Source organism: Parabacteroides acidifaciens, from assembly GCF_003363715.1.
In the GTDB taxonomy this organism is placed as follows: domain Bacteria; phylum Bacteroidota; class Bacteroidia; order Bacteroidales; family Tannerellaceae; genus Parabacteroides; species Parabacteroides acidifaciens.
Genome location: NZ_QREV01000014.1, coordinates 37537 through 57622, shown reverse-complemented (window position 1 = coordinate 57622; position 20086 = coordinate 37537). Strand labels below are relative to the sequence as shown.

The window sequence follows — 20086 nt, the reverse complement described above, 5'->3', positions numbered from 1 at the left end:
ATCTTTGTCTGATATTGTTTATATTTTTAAAGAAATAGTTGCTAATCTATATAAATTATTTTCTACTATGAGAACAAGCAGAAGAGGTTTTCTGAAAACCCTTGGAGGTGTAGCTCTTTTCTCAATTGTGCCGCGTAACGTATTGGGAAACGGGTATATAGCTCCGAGTGATCAATTGACTAAAGGTATCATTGGTACCGGAGGTATGGGAAGAGGCCATGTGAATTACGGCGGTACGCGTTTGGTTGCCGTTTGTGATGTAGACAAGAAACACCTGGAGTTAGGGAAAAACCTGGTGAAGGATAAAATAGCCGCTTATCATGATTTCCGCGATTTGATTCTGGATCCGAATGTCGATATCGTCCATATCGCGACGCCTCCCCACTGGCATGGAATTATGTCGGTCGAGGCTGCTAAAGCCGGTAAGGATATCTGGTGCGAAAAACCGATGACACGTACGATCGGAGAGGGCAAGCGGGTGATGGAAGCAATGAAGCAATACGGGCGTATGTTCCGTTTGAACACCTGGTTCCGCTTTACCGACCAGTTCTATGGGTTGGGTACGCCGGTCAAGCCGTTGAAGAAATTGGTGCAGAGCGGTATGCTGGGCTGGCCGTTGAAGGTGACGATCAGTAAACATACCGGTTTCGACTGGAAATTCTATTGGGTAGGCAAAGAGTATCTCGAACCGCAATCCGTTCCGTCGGAACTGGATTATGACATGTGGCTCGGCCCGGCTCCTTACAAGCCTTATAATCCGCACCGTGTACACCAGACTTTCCGTGGCTACTGGGATTATGATGGCGGTGGACTGGGCGATATGGGACAGCACTACATCGACCCTGTGCAATATATATTGGGCAAAGACGAAACCAGCCCGGTAAAGGTGGAAGTAGATGCCCCGCAACAGCACCCGGATGCTGTCGGTACATGGCGCTCGATCACATATACCTATGACGATGGTTGCCAGATCGTGCTTTGGGGAGGCGATTTCGGAGATCCGAATACGCCGTATATTGCCGGTCCGAAAGGTAATGTTTATAAGAATTTTGTATGCGATATTCCTGATTGGGAGAAGAAACTTGCCGATTATCCCGAACCGGAACCACAGGTTACGGATTTTATCGAATGTGTGAAAACCCGTCAGCCGTTTGCTCTGAACGAACGCAACGGATTCCGTTCGGCTACAATTGTCAATATGGGTGCAACGGCGCTCCGCTTGAACCGGACATTGAATTTCGATCCTGTGAAACTTGAATTTATTGATGATGAGGCTGCGAATCGTTTGTTGGATCAGCCGATGAGAGCTCCCTGGAATATTTAATTCATTCAAAATTCAAAAACATATGAGAAAAGCATATATATCAATAGCTGCCTTACTGCTATGCGGAAGCATGCTGATGGCGCAGACACCGGCCAACCGTACGGCCAAAACGACCGCTGCCGATGTGTTGGCTCAAATGCCTGCGGCACAGCAAGCGGAGTATAATAAACTGATAAGCGATCTGAGTTCTACCGGCGAAGAAGGTGTCCTGATGCTGGTTAATATGATTAATGCACCGGGTAAAGGCAGCAATGCGAATGTGGATTACGCCTTGAGCGGCCTGACGCATTATGTCATGGCGAAAGGGGAGGAAAGTGCCCGCCTGACAACGGCTAATGCTTATCTGAAAGCATTGGAAATGGTGAATGAGCGCGAAACAAAAGCGTTTATCATCCGTCAACTACAGATTTTAGGACAAGATGAATGTGTGGACGCACTGGCATCCTGTCTGAATGATGAATCGTTAAGCGGACCTGCTGCACGTGCTTTGGCTGCTATCGGTAGTGAAAAGTCCGGACAGGCTTTGGTAGCTGCATTGAAGAGCCGTTCCGGTTCTCCGAAAACGCAGAAAGACGTGATCCGTGCGATTGCAGATGCACAGGTGAAAGAAGCCGAGCCGGTCTTGAAAGCTTTGCTGGGTGCTTCCGATCCGAATATGCAGAAGGCTGTACTCTATGCACTGAGCCGTGCCGGAAGCCGCGAATCGCTGGATGCATTGGCGGATGCTGCTGCAAATGCCGGGTACACGATGGAAAAAACCGGTGCGAACGAAGCTTATATAGCCTTGATCAAGCGAGTGATTGCACAGGGAAATTATACGGATGCTCTAAAGGCTGCAAAGAAATTGCAGAAAGATGCCGCTAAAGCCGGGCAGGAGCAGACACGTGAAGCAGCTTTGCAAGCTATGATTTCGGCAGAGTTGGCAATCGGACAGCAAAAAGAACAAGCAAAGGGGAAAGATGCCGATAAAACAGGAGCTTCTAAAATCGTAGTGGCGGCCATGAAGGACCCGAGCAAGAATTACCGGAATGCCGCATTGGATTATGCTTCTTGTTTTGCAGATAAGGATTTGTATATCGAACTGGTGAAGATGCTGCCGAAAGCTAAACCGGAACTGAAAGTCGATATCCTGAACTGGATCGGACGTGAGGCTAAAAAGCCCGCCAAGCATGATATTATCCGGGATCTGGAAATCCGCTTTGATCTTCCTGCCAGACAAGTGCTGCTGGAACAACTTCGCGATGCCGACTTTAATGTGAAGCAGGCTGCTACCTGGACATTGGTTAAGATTGGCGATAAGGCCTATATCCCTTCGCTGGCCGAATTGCTGAAGAATGACGACAAGCAGATTGTATTGCTGGGCCAGGATGCTTTGGCTGCCTTCCCGGGGGATATCGACGGAGCTGTGGCAAAAGCGGTTTCTTCTGCCGCCAATGCCGGTAAGATTGCCGGGTTGGAGTTGTTAGCTATGCGTAAGGCGACTGCTAATATCAACACAGTCTTGGAACAGATACAGTCCGGTTCTCCGGAGGTAAAAGCAGCGGCATATGTGGCGCTGAAAGATGTGGTGGGCGAACGTGATATCACAAATATGTGCGGTATGCTGGAAACGGCTGATGCCTTGGCTGTTCCTCCTATGCAGCGTGCGGTGATTTCTGCCTTATCATCATTGTCACCCGCTGGGCAGGTGGAAACGGTAACACGTCGTATGTTGCAGGCCGGTGATAAAGGATATTTGTATTATTTTGTCTTGGCTTCGACTGGTGAGCAGAGTGCGCTTGACTTAATCATCGAAGGATGTGAAAAGGGAAATGGTGCAGTAAAAGATGCTGCAGTAGGTGCCTTGTTAATATGGAAAGATTTGCGTGCTGCCGATTATCTGTATGAAATTGCCAAATCGGGCGACTCGCAAATTAGAACGGCTGCATTGAATCGTTTTGTCGAATTGGTATCTTCTCCGGAACGGACCGGTGAAAACCGCTTGTTGAGCCTGCGTAAGGCAATGGAAATTGCACAGACAGATGCACAGAAGATCGCAATCTTGCGGCAGGTTGAAAAGACCGGCACATTCCTCGGCTTGTTATACGCCGGTGATTTTCTGGATCAGAAGCCTGTACAGCAAGCTGCTGCCAATGCCGTCATGAACATTGCTTTGGGCAACAAGGAGTATATGGGCACCAATGTCCGTGCTTTGTTGAATAAGGTAATGGAAGTGCTCGATAACCCGGACGCCGGCTATCAGAAGGAAGCCATCAAGAAGCATCTGGCTGAAATGCCGCAGGGAGAAGGCTTCGTCTCTCTTTTCAATGGCAAGGACCTGACTGGCTGGAAAGGGCTTGTCGAGAACCCGATCGCCCGTGCGAAGATGAAACCGGCCCAATTGGCGAAAGCACAGGAAAAGGCGGATGAGAACATGCGCAGGGACTGGAAAGTCGAAGATGGCTTGTTGGTATTCGAAGGCTCCGGTTATGATAACTTGTGTACGGAGAAACAATATGGCGATTTCGAAATGTATGTAGACTGGATGCTTGATCCGGCTGGTCCCGAAGCGGATGCCGGTATTTACCTGCGTGGCACTCCACAGGTTCAGATCTGGGATACTTCCCGTGTGAATGTAGGCGCACAGGTCGGTTCGGGTGGTTTGTATAACAACCAGGTGAACGAAAGCAAACCGTCGAAAGTGGCCGACAATAAATTAGGCGAATGGAACAGTTTCTATATTAAGATGGTGGGTGACCGTGTAACGGTTGTCCTGAACGGAGAAAAAGTGGTGGACGATGTGATCCTTGAAAACTACTGGGATCGTAAGCTTCCGATCTTCCCCGTTGAACAGATCGAATTGCAGGCTCACGGCAGTAAAGTCTATTACCGTAACATTTACGTAAAGGAATTGGAACGCAAGGAACCGTTCAAACTTTCCGCCGAAGAGGAGAAAGAAGGTTTCAAGATTTTGTTTGACGGAACGAATATGCATGAATGGACAGGCAATACGGTCGACTATACATTGGAAGACGGTACCATCTCCATGATTCCGAGCAAGAGCTACGGTGGCAACTTATATACGAAGAATGAATACGGCAACTTTATTTACCGTTTCGAATTCCAGTTGACTCCGGGTGCCAATAACGGTGTCGGAATCCGTACTCCGATGGAAGGAGATGCCGCTTATGTCGGAATGGAAATCCAGATTCTGGATTGCGAACATCCGATCTACAAGGATATAACTCCTTTGCAGCATCATGGCTCCGTATATGGTATTATCCCGGCTAAAGCGGATCATCATAGCGCCTTCAAACCTGTGGGCGAATGGAATTATGAGGAGATTGTTGCCGATGGCGATAATATCCGTGTGACGGTAAACGGTGTTGTGATCCTGGATGGTAATATCCGTGAGGCGACCAAGAACGGAACACCCGACCATAAGGAGCATCCGGGACTTTTCAATAAGAAGGGACATATCGGCTTCTTAGGACATGGTTCTCCTGTTAAATTCCGTAACATCCGTATTAAAGAACTGAAGTAAGAGTTCTGTATCACATTGTTAAATTGCAGTATAAGCATTTATTTGTTTATACTGCAATTTTTTTATGCTGGTTATTTGTCTGAAAAGCCTTGAATATTAACATGAATAAATTTGTAGATCTGGTTTATAATGACGAATTTTGTGTCATATTTAACTAATGAAGTGCTCATGGAGACAGACCAGTATCGATTATTATTAGATAATGCCCAGGTTGGTTGGTGGGAAGCTGATTTTGAACGCGGATGTTATATCTGCTCGGACTTTTTGATTAGTCTGTTAGAATTGGATGGTCCACAACTGCCTATTCGTGATTTCCTTGCTTTAATCCGTGAAGATTACCGAGACCGTATTGCCAATGAATTTGCTTTCTTTAAAGAAATAGGTATATATGAACAAATATTTCCGCTTAAGACCTGTTTTGGAGTCAAGTTTGTCCGTACTAAGATCTGTAAGCGTGAAAAAGATGCAAACGGAAAAATAACGGTATTGGGGATTTTGCAGCTGATTCCGTTTAGCGAAGTCGAAGAAAACAAACCGATTGTAAACAGCCAGATCGATGGTATCCTCCGGCATTTGGGAAGTCTTTCGCGTGCCTTGCACTCCTTCATACAGACAAATGATTTGCATAAATCGATTCATCTGGCTTTGACGGAGATTTTGTTTTCGATAGATACGAGAGGACGTGTTTATATTATGGAATATGACGACGAACAGAGTATTAGTTGCACATACGAGGTTTGTAGCGAAGGGGTTACGCCTGTCCGTCTTTCCCTGCAAAAGATTCCGATTTCCACATTGCCCTGGTCCACACGGAAAATACAGAGCTTATATCCGGTTCTGATTAATAATTTAGATGAACTGCCGGCCGAAGCATCGGAGGAAAAGCGTTATCTGGAGAAGCGATGTGTTCGTTCATCGATTTTGATTCCCTTGATAATCAAGGGTGAACCTTGGGGGTATATGGGAGTCGATATTGTAGATAAACACCGATTGTGGAGCTTGGAAGATTATCAATGGCTCTCGTCCCTTTCCAATATAATCAGTATCATCACAAAGATGGCACGAATCAACGAAGCGTTGGATCATAGTGAAAAACTGCTCCGTAATATCTATACAAATATTCCTGTCGGTATCGAATTGTATGATAAAGACGGCTATCTGGTGGATATGAATAATCTGAATGCCGAGATATTCGGTATTCCTGCCAAAGAGGTGGCTTTTGGGGTTAATATTTTTGACAATCCGATGATCCCTGTTGAGATACGGGAAAAGCTGCATTCCCGTGAACCTGTTTCCTTCCGCCAATCTTATTCTTTTAATGAAATCCGGAAAGACGATTATTACCCGACAGAGAAAAGTGGAACAATCGACCTTTTTACAAAGGTCAGCATGCTTTATGATGCGCATGGTAGTCTTATAAATTACCTGTTCATCAATCTTGATAACACCGATAAGGCGGTGGCTTATAGCCGTATCGAAGAGTTCGAGCACTTTTTCAGCTTAGTCAGCCGCTTTGCAAAAGTCGGATATGCGAAGTTTGATTTGCTTTCGCGTGACGGTTATGCCATTAATCAATGGTATCAGAACCTGGGAGAAAAAGAGGGAACGCCTTTGTCGAAGATAATCGGCGTTTATAATCATGTTCATCCGGAAGACCGGAAAGTGATGCTTAATTTCTTTGAGCGTGTAAAACAGGGAAAGGTAAACAGCCTCCGGAAGGAATTGAGAATCAAAAATGGCGATGGATGGAAATGGACCCGTGTGAATGTTATGCGTAATATGCAGTCCGTCGATGCGGATAAGTTAGAAATGATTTGTGTGAACTACGATATTACCGAACTGAAGGAAACACAAAAACAACGCGAAAAGGCAGAGGAACTGGATCGCCTGAAATCTGCTTTTCTTGCTAATATGAGCCATGAGATCCGGACGCCTCTTAACGCCATTGTCGGTTTTTCTACTTTGCTGGTGGATACGGATGATGCGGAAGAAAAGAAACAGTTCGTGGATATCATCCAAAAAAATAACGAACTGTTGCTGCAACTCATTTCTGATGTGCTGGACCTGGCCAAGATCGAATCCGGAACAATCGAATTGAAGGCAACCGATATTGATTTGCAGGAACTGTATAACGAATTGGTTGTGTCGATGAAGATTAAGGTGCCGGTGGGTGTTACGCTTTGCGCGGCTCCGGATCTGCCTCCTTATGTCTACCATTGCGACAAAGTGCGGTTGACACAGGTCTTGTCCAATTTTGTTAATAATGCGATCAAACATACCGATGCGGGAGTGATTACGCTTGATTACCGTTTACGCCAGAATTGCGTGGAATTTTCTGTGACGGATACGGGAGATGGGATGCCGCTCGAGATACAGCAACACGTGTTTGACCGTTTTTATAAAGGAAACAGCTTTAAGCAGGGCACCGGTCTGGGACTTTCCATCTGCAAAAGTTTCGTAGAGCAGATGGGAGGACATATCGGAGTAAAGTCCGAAGAAGGCAAGGGCTCTTGCTTCTGGTTTACTTTACCCCGCTAAGACAATCTCTTATTCTTTTTCACCATAGGCGAGGTCTCCGGCGTCGCCTAATCCGGGAACGATATAGGAATGGTCGTCCAGCTTGTCGTCAACGGCTGCGACCCATATGGTTGTGATATCGTCCGGCATTTTGCGTTGGATGTATTCGATGGCCTGCTTACTGGCGATGATGGAAGCGACATGGATATGGGCCGGATGTCCCTTTGTACGCAAGGCTTCGTAAGCTAATTCCATCGAACTGCCGGTTGCCAGCATCGGGTCTGTTATGATCAGGGTTTTGTCTGTTAACCGGGGGGAGGCGATATATTCGATGTGGATGTCGAAATTCAAGCGGTCTTTGTATTTGCGGTAGGCGGAAACAAAAGCATTTTCCGCATTGTCCAGATAGCTGAGGAATCCCTGGTGATAGGGGAGTCCGGCACGCAGGATGGTACTGATAACGACCCGGTCGTCCGGTGTGTTCATCGGGGCTATTCCTAAAGGTGACTGAATGCCTTTTAAGCTGTAAGTAAAATCTTTACTGATCTCATAAGCCATAATTTCGCCGATCCGTTCGACGTTCCGGCGGAAACGCATACTGTCTTTCTGTATATTCACATCGCGCAGTTCGGCGACAAACCGGTTTAAAACCGAGTTCGATTCTCCAAGATTAACTATTTTCATTATTAAATTGTTATTTTCCGGTGCCGAATTTAGTTATAATTTGCACAGATCGCAAAAAAGAAGGCAACCTTTTTTAGGCTGCCTTCTTTGATAGTGCAAAAAGTCTTTTTTACTTCTTTTCTCCGGGTTTGTTGATTGCATCCAACAAATATTTTCCCGGTTTAAATTTCACGGTTGTTCTGGCCGGAATCATAACTGGAGTACCAGTTTTTGGGTTACGGGCCAAACGGCTGGTCTGCGGACGCGGTATCAATGTACCGAAACCAATTAATACAATCTCTTCGTCGTGAGACATCGCTTCTGTAACAATCTCAATGTAAGCGTCCAACATTTTTTTTGCTTTCTGCTTCTGTAATCCCGATCTCTGGGCCAGGGCCTCGATCAATTCTGCTTTGTTCATGAATGTTTCTATTTAATTATGATTTTCAAGGCAAATGTACGCTTTTTGTCTATATGTTGTGTTGCTTTTTGCATATAAAGAAAACGTCGTTCATTTCTTATTTAACAACGCTTGCGTGCGTTTGTTACGTTTTGCGAAACAAAAAATGTTAATGGTCTCTCGGTTTCGATATTTGAAAGGCTTTTTAGTGGATGTACTGATGAATTTGATATTTATAGTTATTTTTGTCATGAAAAATAATACAGAACGTAAAATGAGAATAGAAGAGAATTATTCGTTGGAAAAACATAATACTTTCCATCTCCCGGTAAAGACCCGCTGGTTCATGGAATATGCAAGTGAAGAAGAGTTGGGACGTATCCTCCGGGATGAATATTTCCAGGAATGCCTGTCGCTTCATATCGGTGGCGGGAGCAATTTGCTGTTCATAAACGATTTCAACGGGATCATCCTGCATTCGCAGATAAAAGGCATTTCCGTGGCGGAGGAGACAGACGATTCCGTCCTGCTTCGTATCGGTGCCGCCGAAAAATGGGATGACGTGGTGGCTTATGCCGTGTCCAAAGGTTGGGGCGGCATTGAAAACCTCTCGCTTATCCCCGGAGAAGCCGGTGCTGCCGCAATCCAGAACATCGGGGCATACGGGGCGGAGATCAAAGATGTGATCGAGGCGGTGGAGGCTTATAACCAGCTTTCGTTCGAGAAGCGTACGTTTACAAACGAAGAATGCCTCTATGGTTATCGGAGCAGTTACTTTAAAAATGAGCATAATGATCCGTATATTGTTACATATATATATATACGTCTCAGCAAAAGGCCTCAGTTTTCTGTCGGTTATGGCAATTTGAAGGAAGAACTGGCCAAATATCCGGAGGTGACATTGCAGGCAGTGCGCGACGCCGTGATCTCGATCCGCCGTCAGAAATTGCCCGATCCGGATGAGTTGGGAAATGCAGGCAGTTTCTTCATTAATCCAGTCGTCCCGGCTGCGCAGTATGAGAAGCTGAAAGAACAGTATCCGGAGATGCCGTCTTATCCGGCAGGCGAGGGGAAGGTGAAAGTCCCGGCCGGCTGGCTGATCGAGCAATGTGGCTTCAAAGGCAAATCGCACGGCCCGGTCGGAGTCTATGAGAAGCAGGCGTTGATATTGGTTAATTTAGGAGATGCAAGAGGGCATGAAATCGCACTGGTCGCCGAAAGCATCCGTACGGCAGTCAATGACCGGTTCGGTATCGAGATCATGCCAGAAGTTAAATATGTCGGTTAAATGGAAATTACGTTTTTAGGGACGGGGACTTCTACGGGTGTCCCCGAGATTGGTTGCCAGTGCGAGGTGTGTACAAGCACGGATAAGCGCGACTGGCGTTTGCGTACGTCGGTATTGGTTGAAACCGACGGGAAACGGATTTTGCTGGACTGCGGTCCGGACTTCCGTTGGCAGGTGATTAAGAACCGGACCTATCAGCTGGATGCGGTCCTGATTTCGCACGAACATTATGACCATGTCGGCGGACTGGACGATCTTCGTCCTTTTTGCCGGGAAAAAGGGGTCGACATCTTTGCCGAAGACTATGTGGCGGAAGCGATCGAAACGCGTATGCCTTATGCCTTTCGTGCCCACCGCTATCCCGGTGTTCCGAACCTGGAGCTGCACCGGATAACAGACCAGCCCTTTATGGCAGCCGGCTTGCCGGTTACGCCTATCCGGGTGATGCACGGCAAACTGCCTATCTTCGGCTATCGTATCGGCAATATGGCTTATATCACGGACGTGAAGTATCTGCCGGAAGAAGAATATGCCAAATTGGAAGGTTTGGACCTGCTGATCCTGACCGCCCTCCGGAAAGGCGCTCACCCGACGCATGAATCTCTGGAAGAAGCACTCGCCAATATCGAGCGCATCCGTCCGAAAGAATCCTATCTGATCCACATGAGCCACCGCATCGGCCTCCATGCCGAGGTCGAGAAGGAACTGCCGCCGCATGTCCATTTGGCTTATGACGGGTTGCATGTTTCGTGCTGAAACTCCTTATTTCTTAGTTTTGACCTTTCTGTAAATTGGAAAAAAGACAATAACCCCTATTTCGGACGTTTTTCTATTTCGTCCGAAATCTTGATCCATTTTGGATTGACTCTTTTCACGGTTTTGGACTTTACGGATGACTGTAGATGAAATGAGGTGCTGAGTCTATTCCAAAAAGCGTGCAATTTGGTTACTGAAAACTGGAAACAGAGGCAAAGTGATAAATCTTAACTTCGGGAGAATTGAATATTTGCGAACGAAGGCGGACTGCGTTCCAAATATCCCAAGGAAATTTTGGGGGCTTGTCGCCGTGAAGTGCGCAGAAAATTGCCGTGAAGTAACGCTTCATCGCTCTGAAGGTTGACTTCGTGTTATATGAAGTCCGACTTCAGGGCAACAAAGTTCCGGATCAGAGCAATAAAGTCCCTCTTCACGGAAGCGAGATGCCAGATCATAGGGAAAAGCCTCTTTTTGACGGCAGAATAGTGGATTAACATTTGTTCGGCTTCGAATATTTTTTCACCCTGAAAAACACGTTTTATACAATAAGCCCCCCCGGGAGTTGAAAGTTTGGAGAGATCGTATTTGATAAATTTGCATCTATGTGTGGATACGGCAGGTTCTTTTGTGATCCCGCGTCGAAGTGCGAAACAGGATAGTTCATGATCCCTTATAACTTTCAACTGTCTCGGGGGGCTTATTGTATAAAACGCATTTTTCCGGCCAAAAAGAGGATCTAATTCAAACAAATGTTAAACCGCTTTTTTGACCTCAAAAAGGAACTTTTTCCTCTTTTTTGAACGTTTTCCGCCATTACGACCGTCCTCTTTGCCATTACGACTGTTCTAATGTGTAGTGCACTCGGTAGCTCGCAAAGATTAGGACGGTCATAATGGAGATTAGGACGGTCGTAATTGAAAAGAGGACCGTCTTAAAGGCAAAAAAGCCCCTGAATTTCCTTTGGATATTTGGAACGCCGTCCGTTTTATTTTGAAATATTCGATTCTCTGGGAGTTAAGCTTTATCACTTTGTCGGCATTTCTGCCTTCCGACAATCAAAAAGAATACTTTTCAAAACGGGCTGCGCACCTCACCCCCACCTATTGTCAGACAGGAAGGGATAAACAATGAAAAGAGTCAATCCAAAATGGATCAGAATTTTGGACGAAATAGAAAAATCGCCGGAAAGGGGGTTATTGTAATCCATTAGGTTTGCAGGAGATTTGAAACTTGTCAGTATTGAATTATAAATAATGATTCACTTCTTACCGGAGATAAAATAATAAATTACTATATTTGCAATGTTTCCTCTCACGCTGGTGTCATTCATAGTGATGCGGTAGAGGGGCACATATACATAAAGGCGTTTACTGAACGCTTTGGTTTTGACGATTCAAGAATCTCGCAAATTCTAAACAGTTTGTCAGGAACAAAGCAACGGGAACGTCCCGTGGGATGTTTATATACAGCCCTCATTGTATCTTGTCGTTTCATTGCGATAGGAACGATGAGTGGTAGATTATATAATCACATCGGCGTGGGGCTTTCGACGTTGCTCGTTTCGACAAACTGGGCATGCGAGAGCCTTTGAATCGTGGAACGAGTGACAGGACTGGCTCCACGTTTTTGTGTATATGAGATTGTTATAATGTTAACCTCCCGCTAAGGTAGCCAACGGAAGATATGATGAGAGAATCCTATGATAACAGATGTGTATCTCCCGCAATGGCTTGACGAATATATATTCACGAAATTACATGGCTCTTATTGTTGTTCCAATTCTGACATGACAGTTATTGATTGGGATAGAAATGATGTATTGAACTATATTGGTACTTATTTTCCACGTAGTTATGCAGAAGCTTTTTGCATTTACAGTGATTTCTTTAGATATCATGTAGGGGATTGGTATGATAAAGAAGAACTTTCCGTCTTTGATTTTGGATGTGGAACAGGTGGTGAGATTATTGGCTTGTTGGAGGCTCTCAAAATTTATTTTTCAAATATGAAGTTTGTTAATATATGTGCTTTTGATGGGAATTCGTATGCTCTCCGTCTTTTTGAGAAAGTGGTGGATGCTTATTCTTTACGGACGAATGTTAAGATTAAATGCCGTATAATTCCTATTGTGATTGATGATTTCTACGATTTGAATATACTTGATTCTATTATCCCTAATGGTTTTGACATTATAATGTCATTTAAAGCAATTTGTGAGTTTGTGACGAAAGAACGATTTGAACAACAAAATGCTTATAATTATATAGTGCGAAATTTGTTGCCTAAGCTAAATTCGGAAGGAATCATGTTATTTGTGGATGTTACATCTTATAATAATGTTTCTCAAGAATGGTTGCCCAAAATGATGGATAAAGGATTGGAGGAGGCTGACTGCCAAGTGATCCGAAGAAACGAAGGCTATAATCAGACGTTTACGGTGTCTCATTCCAGAAGGAAAAGAGATGTGAGTAAAGTTGCATGGAGAATCATACAAAAATTTATATAATCATGAAAAAGGATTGGATGATAAAAGAATCTGAGTTAGATGAAGATCAGATTAAAGTATTAATGGCTGTCCTTGATAAATCGTGTATCGTAACTGGGTGTGCTGGTAGCGGTAAATCTGTACTTGCTTTAATAAAAGCGCAACGTATACAAAAGGAACGAGGAGATAATTATAAAATCATCGTGTTTACGAAAGCTCTTTGTCAATACATGAATGCAGGGAGGCAAAGTTTAGGGCTAAAAAATACTTTCCTTTATTATTGGGCATGGAAAAATAGAGAAAATTGCAGTCCTGCTGATTATATTATCGTAGATGAAATACAGGATTTTGAAGAAGAGGAAATAAGAGAGTTTATTGATGCAGCAAAGAAGCATTTCATTTTTTTCGGTGATACTGCACAATCTATTTATGAAGGATTGAAAGACACATTACCTGTGGAAGATATTGGATATCTTTTGCCTAGAGGAGAAAGGCCAAAGGTTTGGGAGTTATACCGTAATTATCGCTTGCCAATACCGGTTGCAAAATTGGTACAGTCGGTTGGTGTTGATTTGCCACCATTTGAAGAAAGTACGTACAAAAGTCAGGAAACAGTAATGCCACATATTTTGAAATATGATGATATAGAAAGTCAACTAATTGCTGTAAAGTGTATTATTGAAAGGAATGACTTGTTGGATGTCGCAGTCTTGTTGCCTCATAATGAAATGGTTAAAGATATAGGAGGAAGGTTGAAATGTTTAGGATTGAATGTTGAGTTACGTTATTCAGATAAAGAGAATTGGCGTAATAGTGAAGATTCTTTGAACTTTTCGACTACCAATCCGAAAGTAATGACTTATCATAGTGCGAAAGGATTGCAATTTGAGACTGTATTCCTTCCATGTATAGAGGATTTTAGTGATGATGGAGGTTCTCAACGAAAATCTCTTTATGTGGCGATGACGCGTACGTATAGGAACTTATATATAATGTATAGTGGATTGTTGCCTAAACCTCTATCAGATATATCCCCGGATTTGTATGAAATTTCAGAAATAGAAGAAATAGAAGATATTTGAACGATATGAAAAAATTATATATTCCTACTTCCACTTTCAACTTCAATAATATATTGTCGAGTGAAAGTATTTCTCCAAAAGCTTTTTATGAACGGAGAGGGTTTGGTTATTCTCGTTGGTTGGAGATACCGGAGAATAACATTGATAATGTGATTCTCCTTTATGATAGGCCTATCGGATTCACTCGTCCGAGTAGTGATATTGAGGATCATCCTTTGCTTGTCGAAATCTGTACGGATGAGGATTTTCCACAGGTCGCAGAGGGTGTATTCTATAGCGATCATACTATTTATCTGTCACCGTGGCGAACTCGGTTCATCTTTTTCTCGGCACAAGATCAACATGTCGCATTGTCTTTATCTGACAGCAGTCAGGAAACAAAACTCGTGGAATTTTATCGCAAGAGACTTGTTGTAGAGAGTCCGACAGTGGGTAATATTCCTAAAATGGAATTGAATGTCGGCTTGAATAATGAGAAAATTGAATATGATTATCGTATTAATAAATTGAAAGGCTTGTTGTATGGCTATTATATAGGAGCTTCGCTTTCTTCTACGCCTGAGGTTACTCGAAAGGTGAATATACTACGAGAGTTACAAGATATTTTTTTCTCCGTCTTGTCATCAGAAGATCATTTTCTTACCACAGTCCAGAATGAGAGGCTAAATATTTTATTTACAGGATTGCAAAAGTATAATCCACTTATAGTACGCTTGTTGGAACTTAGGATGCCTATACAAGAGATAGAGGATTGGATTAAATCGGGGATGAAGTATCCAGGAATAATTGATGTGGAAGAACTTATAAGATATTTGAGGTATTCTCCCGAAAATAATAATCCTGCTATTGATTGGTTGAAAGAGCAACAAGATGTATTACAAAAACAAGTTCGAAAGGTTCAGAAGCGATTGGAACCTTCAGCTGAGGAGATCATTATAACAGATTGCCGTTTAAGCAAGATCTCAAATAAACTTTTGGGTGAAAGATTAGAAAACAGCTTGATAATCGCTTGGGTGAACGAGGTGTTGTTATCAAGGGCATACAATGGGAAGATTAGTTCTTTTAAGGAGAAAATCTCCGATGAAGTTACAACAAAAGCAAAGGAAATATATAAAGATACTTGGGAAGGCAGTGAAGCGAAGCTATTATTGAATCAGATGCGTAAATATGTGAGAGGACAGGAAAATATGTTCAGGTGGGATAATCTGTTAGTTTCTTCTATTGTAGCCGTTATAGCGAAAGGAAATGATTGGGAACAGTTGCTTGCTTTTATGCAAAGTAAATCCATTTCGGACTATCGCCTTGCTTTTGCCTTCTATGGCGAGTTGAATGGTTTTGCTAATCTGACAAGGGATTTTACAGATAATTTGCTAAACGTTGATGAAAAAGGAGTTGATGAAAAAAAATATGTGGCAGATGTTTATAAAGAATTATATGGTCAATTATTAGGGACTGATCCTACTCTGCCGAAAGATAAATCTGTGATGGTTGATGAAGAGACATCTATAGATGAGGTTGATTTCTCCTACGAGGATCAGATAAATGAATTTCTTCGTGATTGTGGGTGCTCGGGTGCTAAAAAGGATATATCTGTATATATGGAAATTTGTGTCCGACATAGAGGAATCAGTGCTGATTTCTTATCAGATATAAAAGAAGATCCACGCATTAATAGCGGAAAAGGTCTTCAGAAAACCGTACAGAAGTATTTAGAGAAAAAACTCAATCCAACTCAAGGAAAGAACCGGAGAGTTAAAGGAAATAACAAGGATAAGGATTTAACCTTATTCCCAAAGGAAGAATTGCCGGATTTGAAATCTTTGAAAAAATTGCGTTCTTCTAATAAGAAAGTTGAAAAAAGATTAAATGATAATTGGGCTTATACGGCGGAAGGATATGACTGTATGAGCGATAAACATATTGATTATTTCTTGCACTTATGTAAAAAAGAAAGTCGTGGAGAATCTAAGAGTCATAAAGAGCTTCTAAATTTGTTCACTGATGAACTGGCTAGGAGGGTTGAGAAAGAACTGAAAGAGATCAGGAATGAAAAAAAATGTAATCATCACTACCGATTTCGGTGAGCAAATAGAGGTCGTAGCTTTAATCTTTATCATTACCAACTGGTTGACAGATATTCTGGCCTTTTGTGTTAAGCGCTTTTTTTACTTTAGATTAAGAAAGGTATTCAATGATAATTTTTAATATTTTAATGTAAATGAATATGATTCAAGATAAAATAATCAGTAATCGGGTGCAACAAGCTATAAACATCATTTCCTATTTTAATAATAAACCTGAAGCTTGGAAGTATCTGGACGAAGTGTCATTCCCTTTATATGCAGAGTATTCTGAAATATTAGGATGTTTTTCCCTTGTGGAATTTCCTAAACATGTGATTTCTGCTAATAAAGCAAAGGTTTGTTATGATCAATGGATTGAACATTTTCATAAACTTGATTCTGATTTAGCTAAACAATTTTCAGAATATTGGATGCCGGTTACTGATAATTTCATTGAAGATATGGTATTTATTGATCTGTCCAATGATGAGCTATCTTTACTTCTTTTAGGATGTACAACTAATTATTTTGCAAAGATCGCATATCCTTCGCTTATTCGATTTGTAGAAGAATATCAGAAAAAAGATTTAGAAGAAGTCGTAAGTGCAGGAGTGAGAGAAAATAGTTATGAGAATAATTGTAATGTTATAATCGCTTTTGAAGAGGCTTGGAATAAGAAAGATGTATCTATAATTGAGCCATATCTTGTTCCTGATTTTACTTATTCATCACAATGGGTTCTTGAAGAGATGAAAGGAAAAGATAAATATTTAAACTATCTTGCAGTAAAATTCAATACTATCATTCAAACAGGAAGTGTTGTAAAGGTAAATGCAATACCGAATAAGAAAGGCATTTACCTGGTCCAAGATAATAATAGACCTGTTATAATCGCTATAAAAGTTCATCACGGGATGGCATATCGTGCGGATATGTGCTTTTCTGATTTATATGTATTAGAAAATTTGCAGGAATAAGAGCCTAAATAAAAGCAATAGTTATGGATAAAATTTTTATCACTACCGACTTCGGCGAGCAAGTAGAGGCTGTGGCTCCCGTTATTATCTCCGCCAGCCGATCAACGGATATCCCGGCTTTTTATGCTAAATGGTTCTTCAATCGTTTGGCTAGAGGTTATTGTGTATGGTATAATCCGTTCAATCAGCAAAAAATGTATGTCTCATTCGAGCGGTGTAAAGTCATTGTGTTTTGGACGAAGAATCCGAAACCAATATTGCCTTATCTGCATGAACTTGATGAACGGGGCATTCATTATTACTTCCAAGTGACATTGAACGATTATACTGATGAAGGTTTTGAGCCAAATGTTCCAAGTGTAGAGCAACGAGTGGGTATTTTTCGTCAGTTATCGGAAATGATAGGGAAAGAACGGATAATCTGGCGGTTTGACCCGCTTATTATCACTCCGTCTATTACTCCCCGCATTTTACTTAGTCGTATGTGGAAGATTGGTAATTGTTTGAAAGGTTATACTGATAAACTTGTATTTAGTTTTGTGGATGTGAAAGCCTACCGCAAAGTGCAGAATAACCTTGTTAAAGAGACTCATTATTTTTCTAAGAGCAATGTCGAAGGGGCAGAGATGAATACGACACAACGCCAAGAAATGGTAGAAGGATTGGTAAAGCTTCGTGAAACGTGGGCATCTGCCGGATGGAATGTAGTACTTGCTACTTGTGCTGAAGATGTTGATTTGGATACTTATGGCATTGAGCATAATCGTTGTATTGATGGTGAATTAATGGAATGTGTGTTCGGTGATGACTACGAATTGATGTATTATCTTCAGACTGGCAAATTGCCCGAACCGGATATTTTCGGTATGCTTCCTGTTATGCCAGACAAACGAAAGAACTTAAAAGACAAAGGACAACGTAAGGTTTGTGGCTGTATGGTGAGTAAGGATATCGGTATGTATAATACTTGCCATCATTTCTGTGTATATTGTTATGCTAATACCAGTCGGGAATGTGTATTGAAAAACATAATGCATTCAGATGATAGTGAAAGTTTGATTGATAAATGAAGAGGGGACAGTAGAGCTTTATTCTCGTTCTTGATGTGGAAATTACATCAGAAAATTGATAACTCCTGTCTTTTTGCGATCCTGCGTTTAGCGCGGGGATAAGCAGCTTCTGGTGTACCCTCTTTTATAATGATTGTTTTAATTATAATATATCTCCTGCAATCAGTTTATATCCCTCCTCGTTCGGGTGCAACCCGTCGCCGATAAACAAGCTTTCGTTTGTTTTGCCGTCTTGTTGCAGCAGGGCTGTTCCCGGGTTGGCAAATTCGAAGCCTTCCGTTTCCACCATTTCTTTGATATCGATGTTGATGTTTTTCACCCATTGCTCCTGATTGCGGCGGGGAAGGATTCCGATGACTTTGATGGAGGTGTTCGGCTGACGCTGGCGGATGGCGGAGAGTAGGAAGCGGAGGCCTTCGACAATCTCATTGTCGCTGTTCAGTCCACAGTTGTTCGTGCCGATCATCAGGACTACTTTGCCGGCGTCATAGCCATCCAGTTCGCCGTGGTACACGCGCCAAAGCACATTCTCTATCCGGTCCCAGCCATAGCCCAGGTTTTGGAAGCCGGCGGGGCGCATCACTTTCTCCCATGTCTCCCTTCCGTTCTTGTTCCGGTGTTCCGGTTCGCCTCCCCAATAATGGGTGATCGAGTTGCCTATGATGACAGCTTTGGGCGGATGGTTGCGTACTTGCTCCAAGATAGCGCGGTGGCGGGCGTGCCATTCGTACATATGCGGTTCGCGGCGTTGGGTGACGGGGATGGTTGTTGCGAAGGAACCGAGAGGGATATGCAGGATTTCGCGTATCTTCTTTTCTACAACCGTAGCCTGCTGCTGTGCGCCCAAGTCGGACGGATGCACGCTGTCTACCCAGCCGTCGGCAGGAATGTTCAGCTCTTCGCGGGTGAGGTAGAAGACGCCCGGAATCCCTTCGGTCTGTATCTGCTCGTAGGCTTTACGGGAAGCCCGGTTCACTTTCATAAGCCGTTTGTATTCGGTGGAGTCAGTCTGCATATTACTGTATCCGGCATGTTCGATCAGCAGGATAGGAGCCGAATGCTTCTCCCGGATCTGCTTGACGGCGGCGATGGCAAGGGCTGTCACCTCTTCTTCCTCCTGGTTGGGCAGGTTGGGCATACAGTCCAGAATGTACAGACGCGCGTCCGTCTCATTGATAAATTGCAACACCTCTTTTGCCAGTCTGCCGTTGCCGGAGAATCCCAGGTTTATCAACGGGTAGTCGAGTGAGCGTTGCAGGATCGTGCTCCACGCCATTGCCGGACGGGAGGCGCAAGCTCCCTGCGCAATGGAAGTCCCGTAGAGGACAATCGGCTTTTCGGGAGAAAGCGGGATAAATTCCAGATGGCTGTCTTCGGGCGTACCGATCTCCAGCCATTTCACCCCGTTGTACAGCGGGAGATAGAGCCGGTATTCAAACCCTTGTTTATGATAGCGGTCTTTACCTATATTATTATATGTATAGGTAATCGTATCTTGAAACGAATAGCCGCCGAAACAGAAGTGCCATTTTCCGTCGCTGTCGATGCTGTAGAGGTCGACGCCGGAAACGCCGGTCGAGGGCATATGCGGCATGTTCAGGCTGCCGGTTACGGTATAGCGGACTTTAATCTGAGGCGCATCGCTGTAGAAATGGATGGCAAGTCCGGCCGAATGGCGCGACAGGTTCCAGACCGGTTCGCTCACCACGCCATTGGCACGTTCCGGCAAGCGGGTGTAAGTGTTTCCGATTTCCTTTGTGAATCCCTGGTTTTGGATAACCGGAAAACCGGCTTTCATCGGATTATGCCATTTCCATTGGGCGGCAGCCGGAAGGAAAAGAAGGCTGCAAAACAGTAAACAAATAAGCTTTTTCATACAAATAGTCCCTTTTATAGCTGTATTATGATACAATATCAACAAAGATAAGACAATTTTGC

13 protein-coding genes are annotated in these 20086 nt (G+C 43.4%); 10 read left to right on the top strand and 3 right to left on the bottom strand.

Features of this window, described 5'->3' with window-relative positions; genetic code table 11:
* Positions 1–67 precede the first annotated feature (67 nt).
* The 3 genes from DWU89_RS08140 (at position 68) to DWU89_RS08130 (ending at position 7385) form a co-directional block, all read left to right on the top strand.
* Positions 68–1324: a Gfo/Idh/MocA family oxidoreductase gene (locus tag DWU89_RS08140; protein WP_115499146.1), complete on the top strand. Its 1257-nt coding sequence runs from the start codon at positions 68–70 to the stop codon at positions 1322–1324.
* Between the two features lie 22 nt (positions 1325–1346).
* Positions 1347–4847: a DUF1080 domain-containing protein gene (locus DWU89_RS08135; protein ID WP_115499145.1), complete on the top strand. Its 3501-nt coding sequence runs from the start codon at positions 1347–1349 to the stop codon at positions 4845–4847.
* A gap of 141 nt (positions 4848–4988) precedes the next feature.
* A complete protein-coding gene (locus tag DWU89_RS08130; protein WP_244205877.1) occupies positions 4989–7385 on the top strand; it encodes a sensor histidine kinase in 2397 nt (798 codons plus the stop codon).
* Between the two features lie 9 nt (positions 7386–7394).
* On the opposite strand, the gene upp is transcribed toward DWU89_RS08130, so the two are convergent.
* Positions 7395–8048 carry a uracil phosphoribosyltransferase gene (gene upp, locus DWU89_RS08125; RefSeq protein ID WP_115499144.1) on the bottom strand — a complete coding sequence of 218 codons (654 nt, stop codon included), beginning with the start codon at positions 8046–8048 and terminating at the stop codon, positions 7395–7397.
* Positions 8049–8157: 109 nt separating this feature from the next.
* Positions 8158–8448, bottom strand: coding sequence for an HU family DNA-binding protein (locus tag DWU89_RS08120; protein WP_115499143.1), 291 nt, complete (start codon positions 8446–8448; stop codon positions 8158–8160).
* Positions 8449–8677: 229 nt separating this feature from the next.
* Between DWU89_RS08120 and murB the strand changes: the two genes are divergently transcribed.
* The 7 genes from murB to DWU89_RS08080 all read left to right on the top strand — a co-directional run bounded on the left by murB (position 8678) and on the right by DWU89_RS08080 (position 18148).
* A complete protein-coding gene (murB, locus tag DWU89_RS08115) occupies positions 8678–9715 on the top strand; it encodes a UDP-N-acetylmuramate dehydrogenase (RefSeq protein ID WP_262405914.1) in 1038 nt (345 codons plus the stop codon).
* Positions 9716–10471: an MBL fold metallo-hydrolase gene (locus DWU89_RS08110; RefSeq protein WP_115499142.1), complete on the top strand. Its 756-nt coding sequence runs from the start codon at positions 9716–9718 to the stop codon at positions 10469–10471.
* A gap of 1786 nt (positions 10472–12257) precedes the next feature.
* Entirely contained in the window at positions 12258–12977 is a 720-nt protein-coding gene (locus tag DWU89_RS08100; protein WP_147292104.1) for a class I SAM-dependent methyltransferase, read from the top strand.
* 2 nt (positions 12978–12979) lie between these two features.
* Positions 12980–14038, top strand: a complete 1059-nt coding sequence (locus DWU89_RS08095) for an AAA family ATPase (RefSeq protein ID WP_158543353.1) — start codon at positions 12980–12982, stop codon at positions 14036–14038.
* 5 nt (positions 14039–14043) lie between these two features.
* Positions 14044–16122 carry a hypothetical protein gene (locus DWU89_RS08090; protein ID WP_147292103.1) on the top strand — a complete coding sequence of 693 codons (2079 nt, stop codon included), beginning with the start codon at positions 14044–14046 and terminating at the stop codon, positions 16120–16122.
* Between the two features lie 140 nt (positions 16123–16262).
* Complete coding sequence (locus DWU89_RS08085; RefSeq protein WP_147292102.1) at positions 16263–17078, top strand: hypothetical protein; 816 nt, start codon at positions 16263–16265, stop codon at positions 17076–17078.
* A 23-nt stretch (positions 17079–17101) separates the two neighbouring features.
* Positions 17102–18148: a DUF1848 domain-containing protein gene (locus DWU89_RS08080; RefSeq protein WP_187574925.1), complete on the top strand. Its 1047-nt coding sequence runs from the start codon at positions 17102–17104 to the stop codon at positions 18146–18148.
* A 142-nt stretch (positions 18149–18290) separates the two neighbouring features.
* Here DWU89_RS08080 and DWU89_RS08075 read toward each other — a convergent pair whose 3' ends face one another.
* Positions 18291–20024, bottom strand: coding sequence for an SGNH/GDSL hydrolase family protein (locus DWU89_RS08075; RefSeq protein ID WP_115499135.1), 1734 nt, complete (start codon positions 20022–20024; stop codon positions 18291–18293).
* Positions 20025–20086: the final 62 nt, after the last annotated feature.

Coding starts and splice junctions, on each gene's coding strand:
- DWU89_RS08100 (WP_147292104.1), top strand. CDS start 12,258: ATGACAGTTATTGATTGGGATAGAAATGATGTATTGAACTATATTGGT.
- DWU89_RS08085 (WP_147292102.1), top strand. CDS start 16,263: ATGATTCAAGATAAAATAATCAGTAATCGGGTGCAACAAGCTATAAAC.
- DWU89_RS08120 (WP_115499143.1), bottom strand. CDS start 8,448: ATGAACAAAGCAGAATTGATCGAGGCCCTGGCCCAGAGATCGGGATTA.
- DWU89_RS08135 (WP_115499145.1), top strand. CDS start 1,347: ATGAGAAAAGCATATATATCAATAGCTGCCTTACTGCTATGCGGAAGC.
- DWU89_RS08075 (WP_115499135.1), bottom strand. CDS start 20,024: ATGAAAAAGCTTATTTGTTTACTGTTTTGCAGCCTTCTTTTCCTTCCG.
- DWU89_RS08110 (WP_115499142.1), top strand. CDS start 9,716: ATGGAAATTACGTTTTTAGGGACGGGGACTTCTACGGGTGTCCCCGAG.
- DWU89_RS08090 (WP_147292103.1), top strand. CDS start 14,044: ATGAAAAAATTATATATTCCTACTTCCACTTTCAACTTCAATAATATA.
- DWU89_RS08095 (WP_158543353.1), top strand. CDS start 12,980: ATGAAAAAGGATTGGATGATAAAAGAATCTGAGTTAGATGAAGATCAG.
- murB (WP_262405914.1), top strand. CDS start 8,678: ATGAAAAATAATACAGAACGTAAAATGAGAATAGAAGAGAATTATTCG.
- DWU89_RS08140 (WP_115499146.1), top strand. CDS start 68: ATGAGAACAAGCAGAAGAGGTTTTCTGAAAACCCTTGGAGGTGTAGCT.
- upp (WP_115499144.1), bottom strand. CDS start 8,048: ATGAAAATAGTTAATCTTGGAGAATCGAACTCGGTTTTAAACCGGTTT.
- DWU89_RS08080 (WP_187574925.1), top strand. CDS start 17,102: ATGGATAAAATTTTTATCACTACCGACTTCGGCGAGCAAGTAGAGGCT.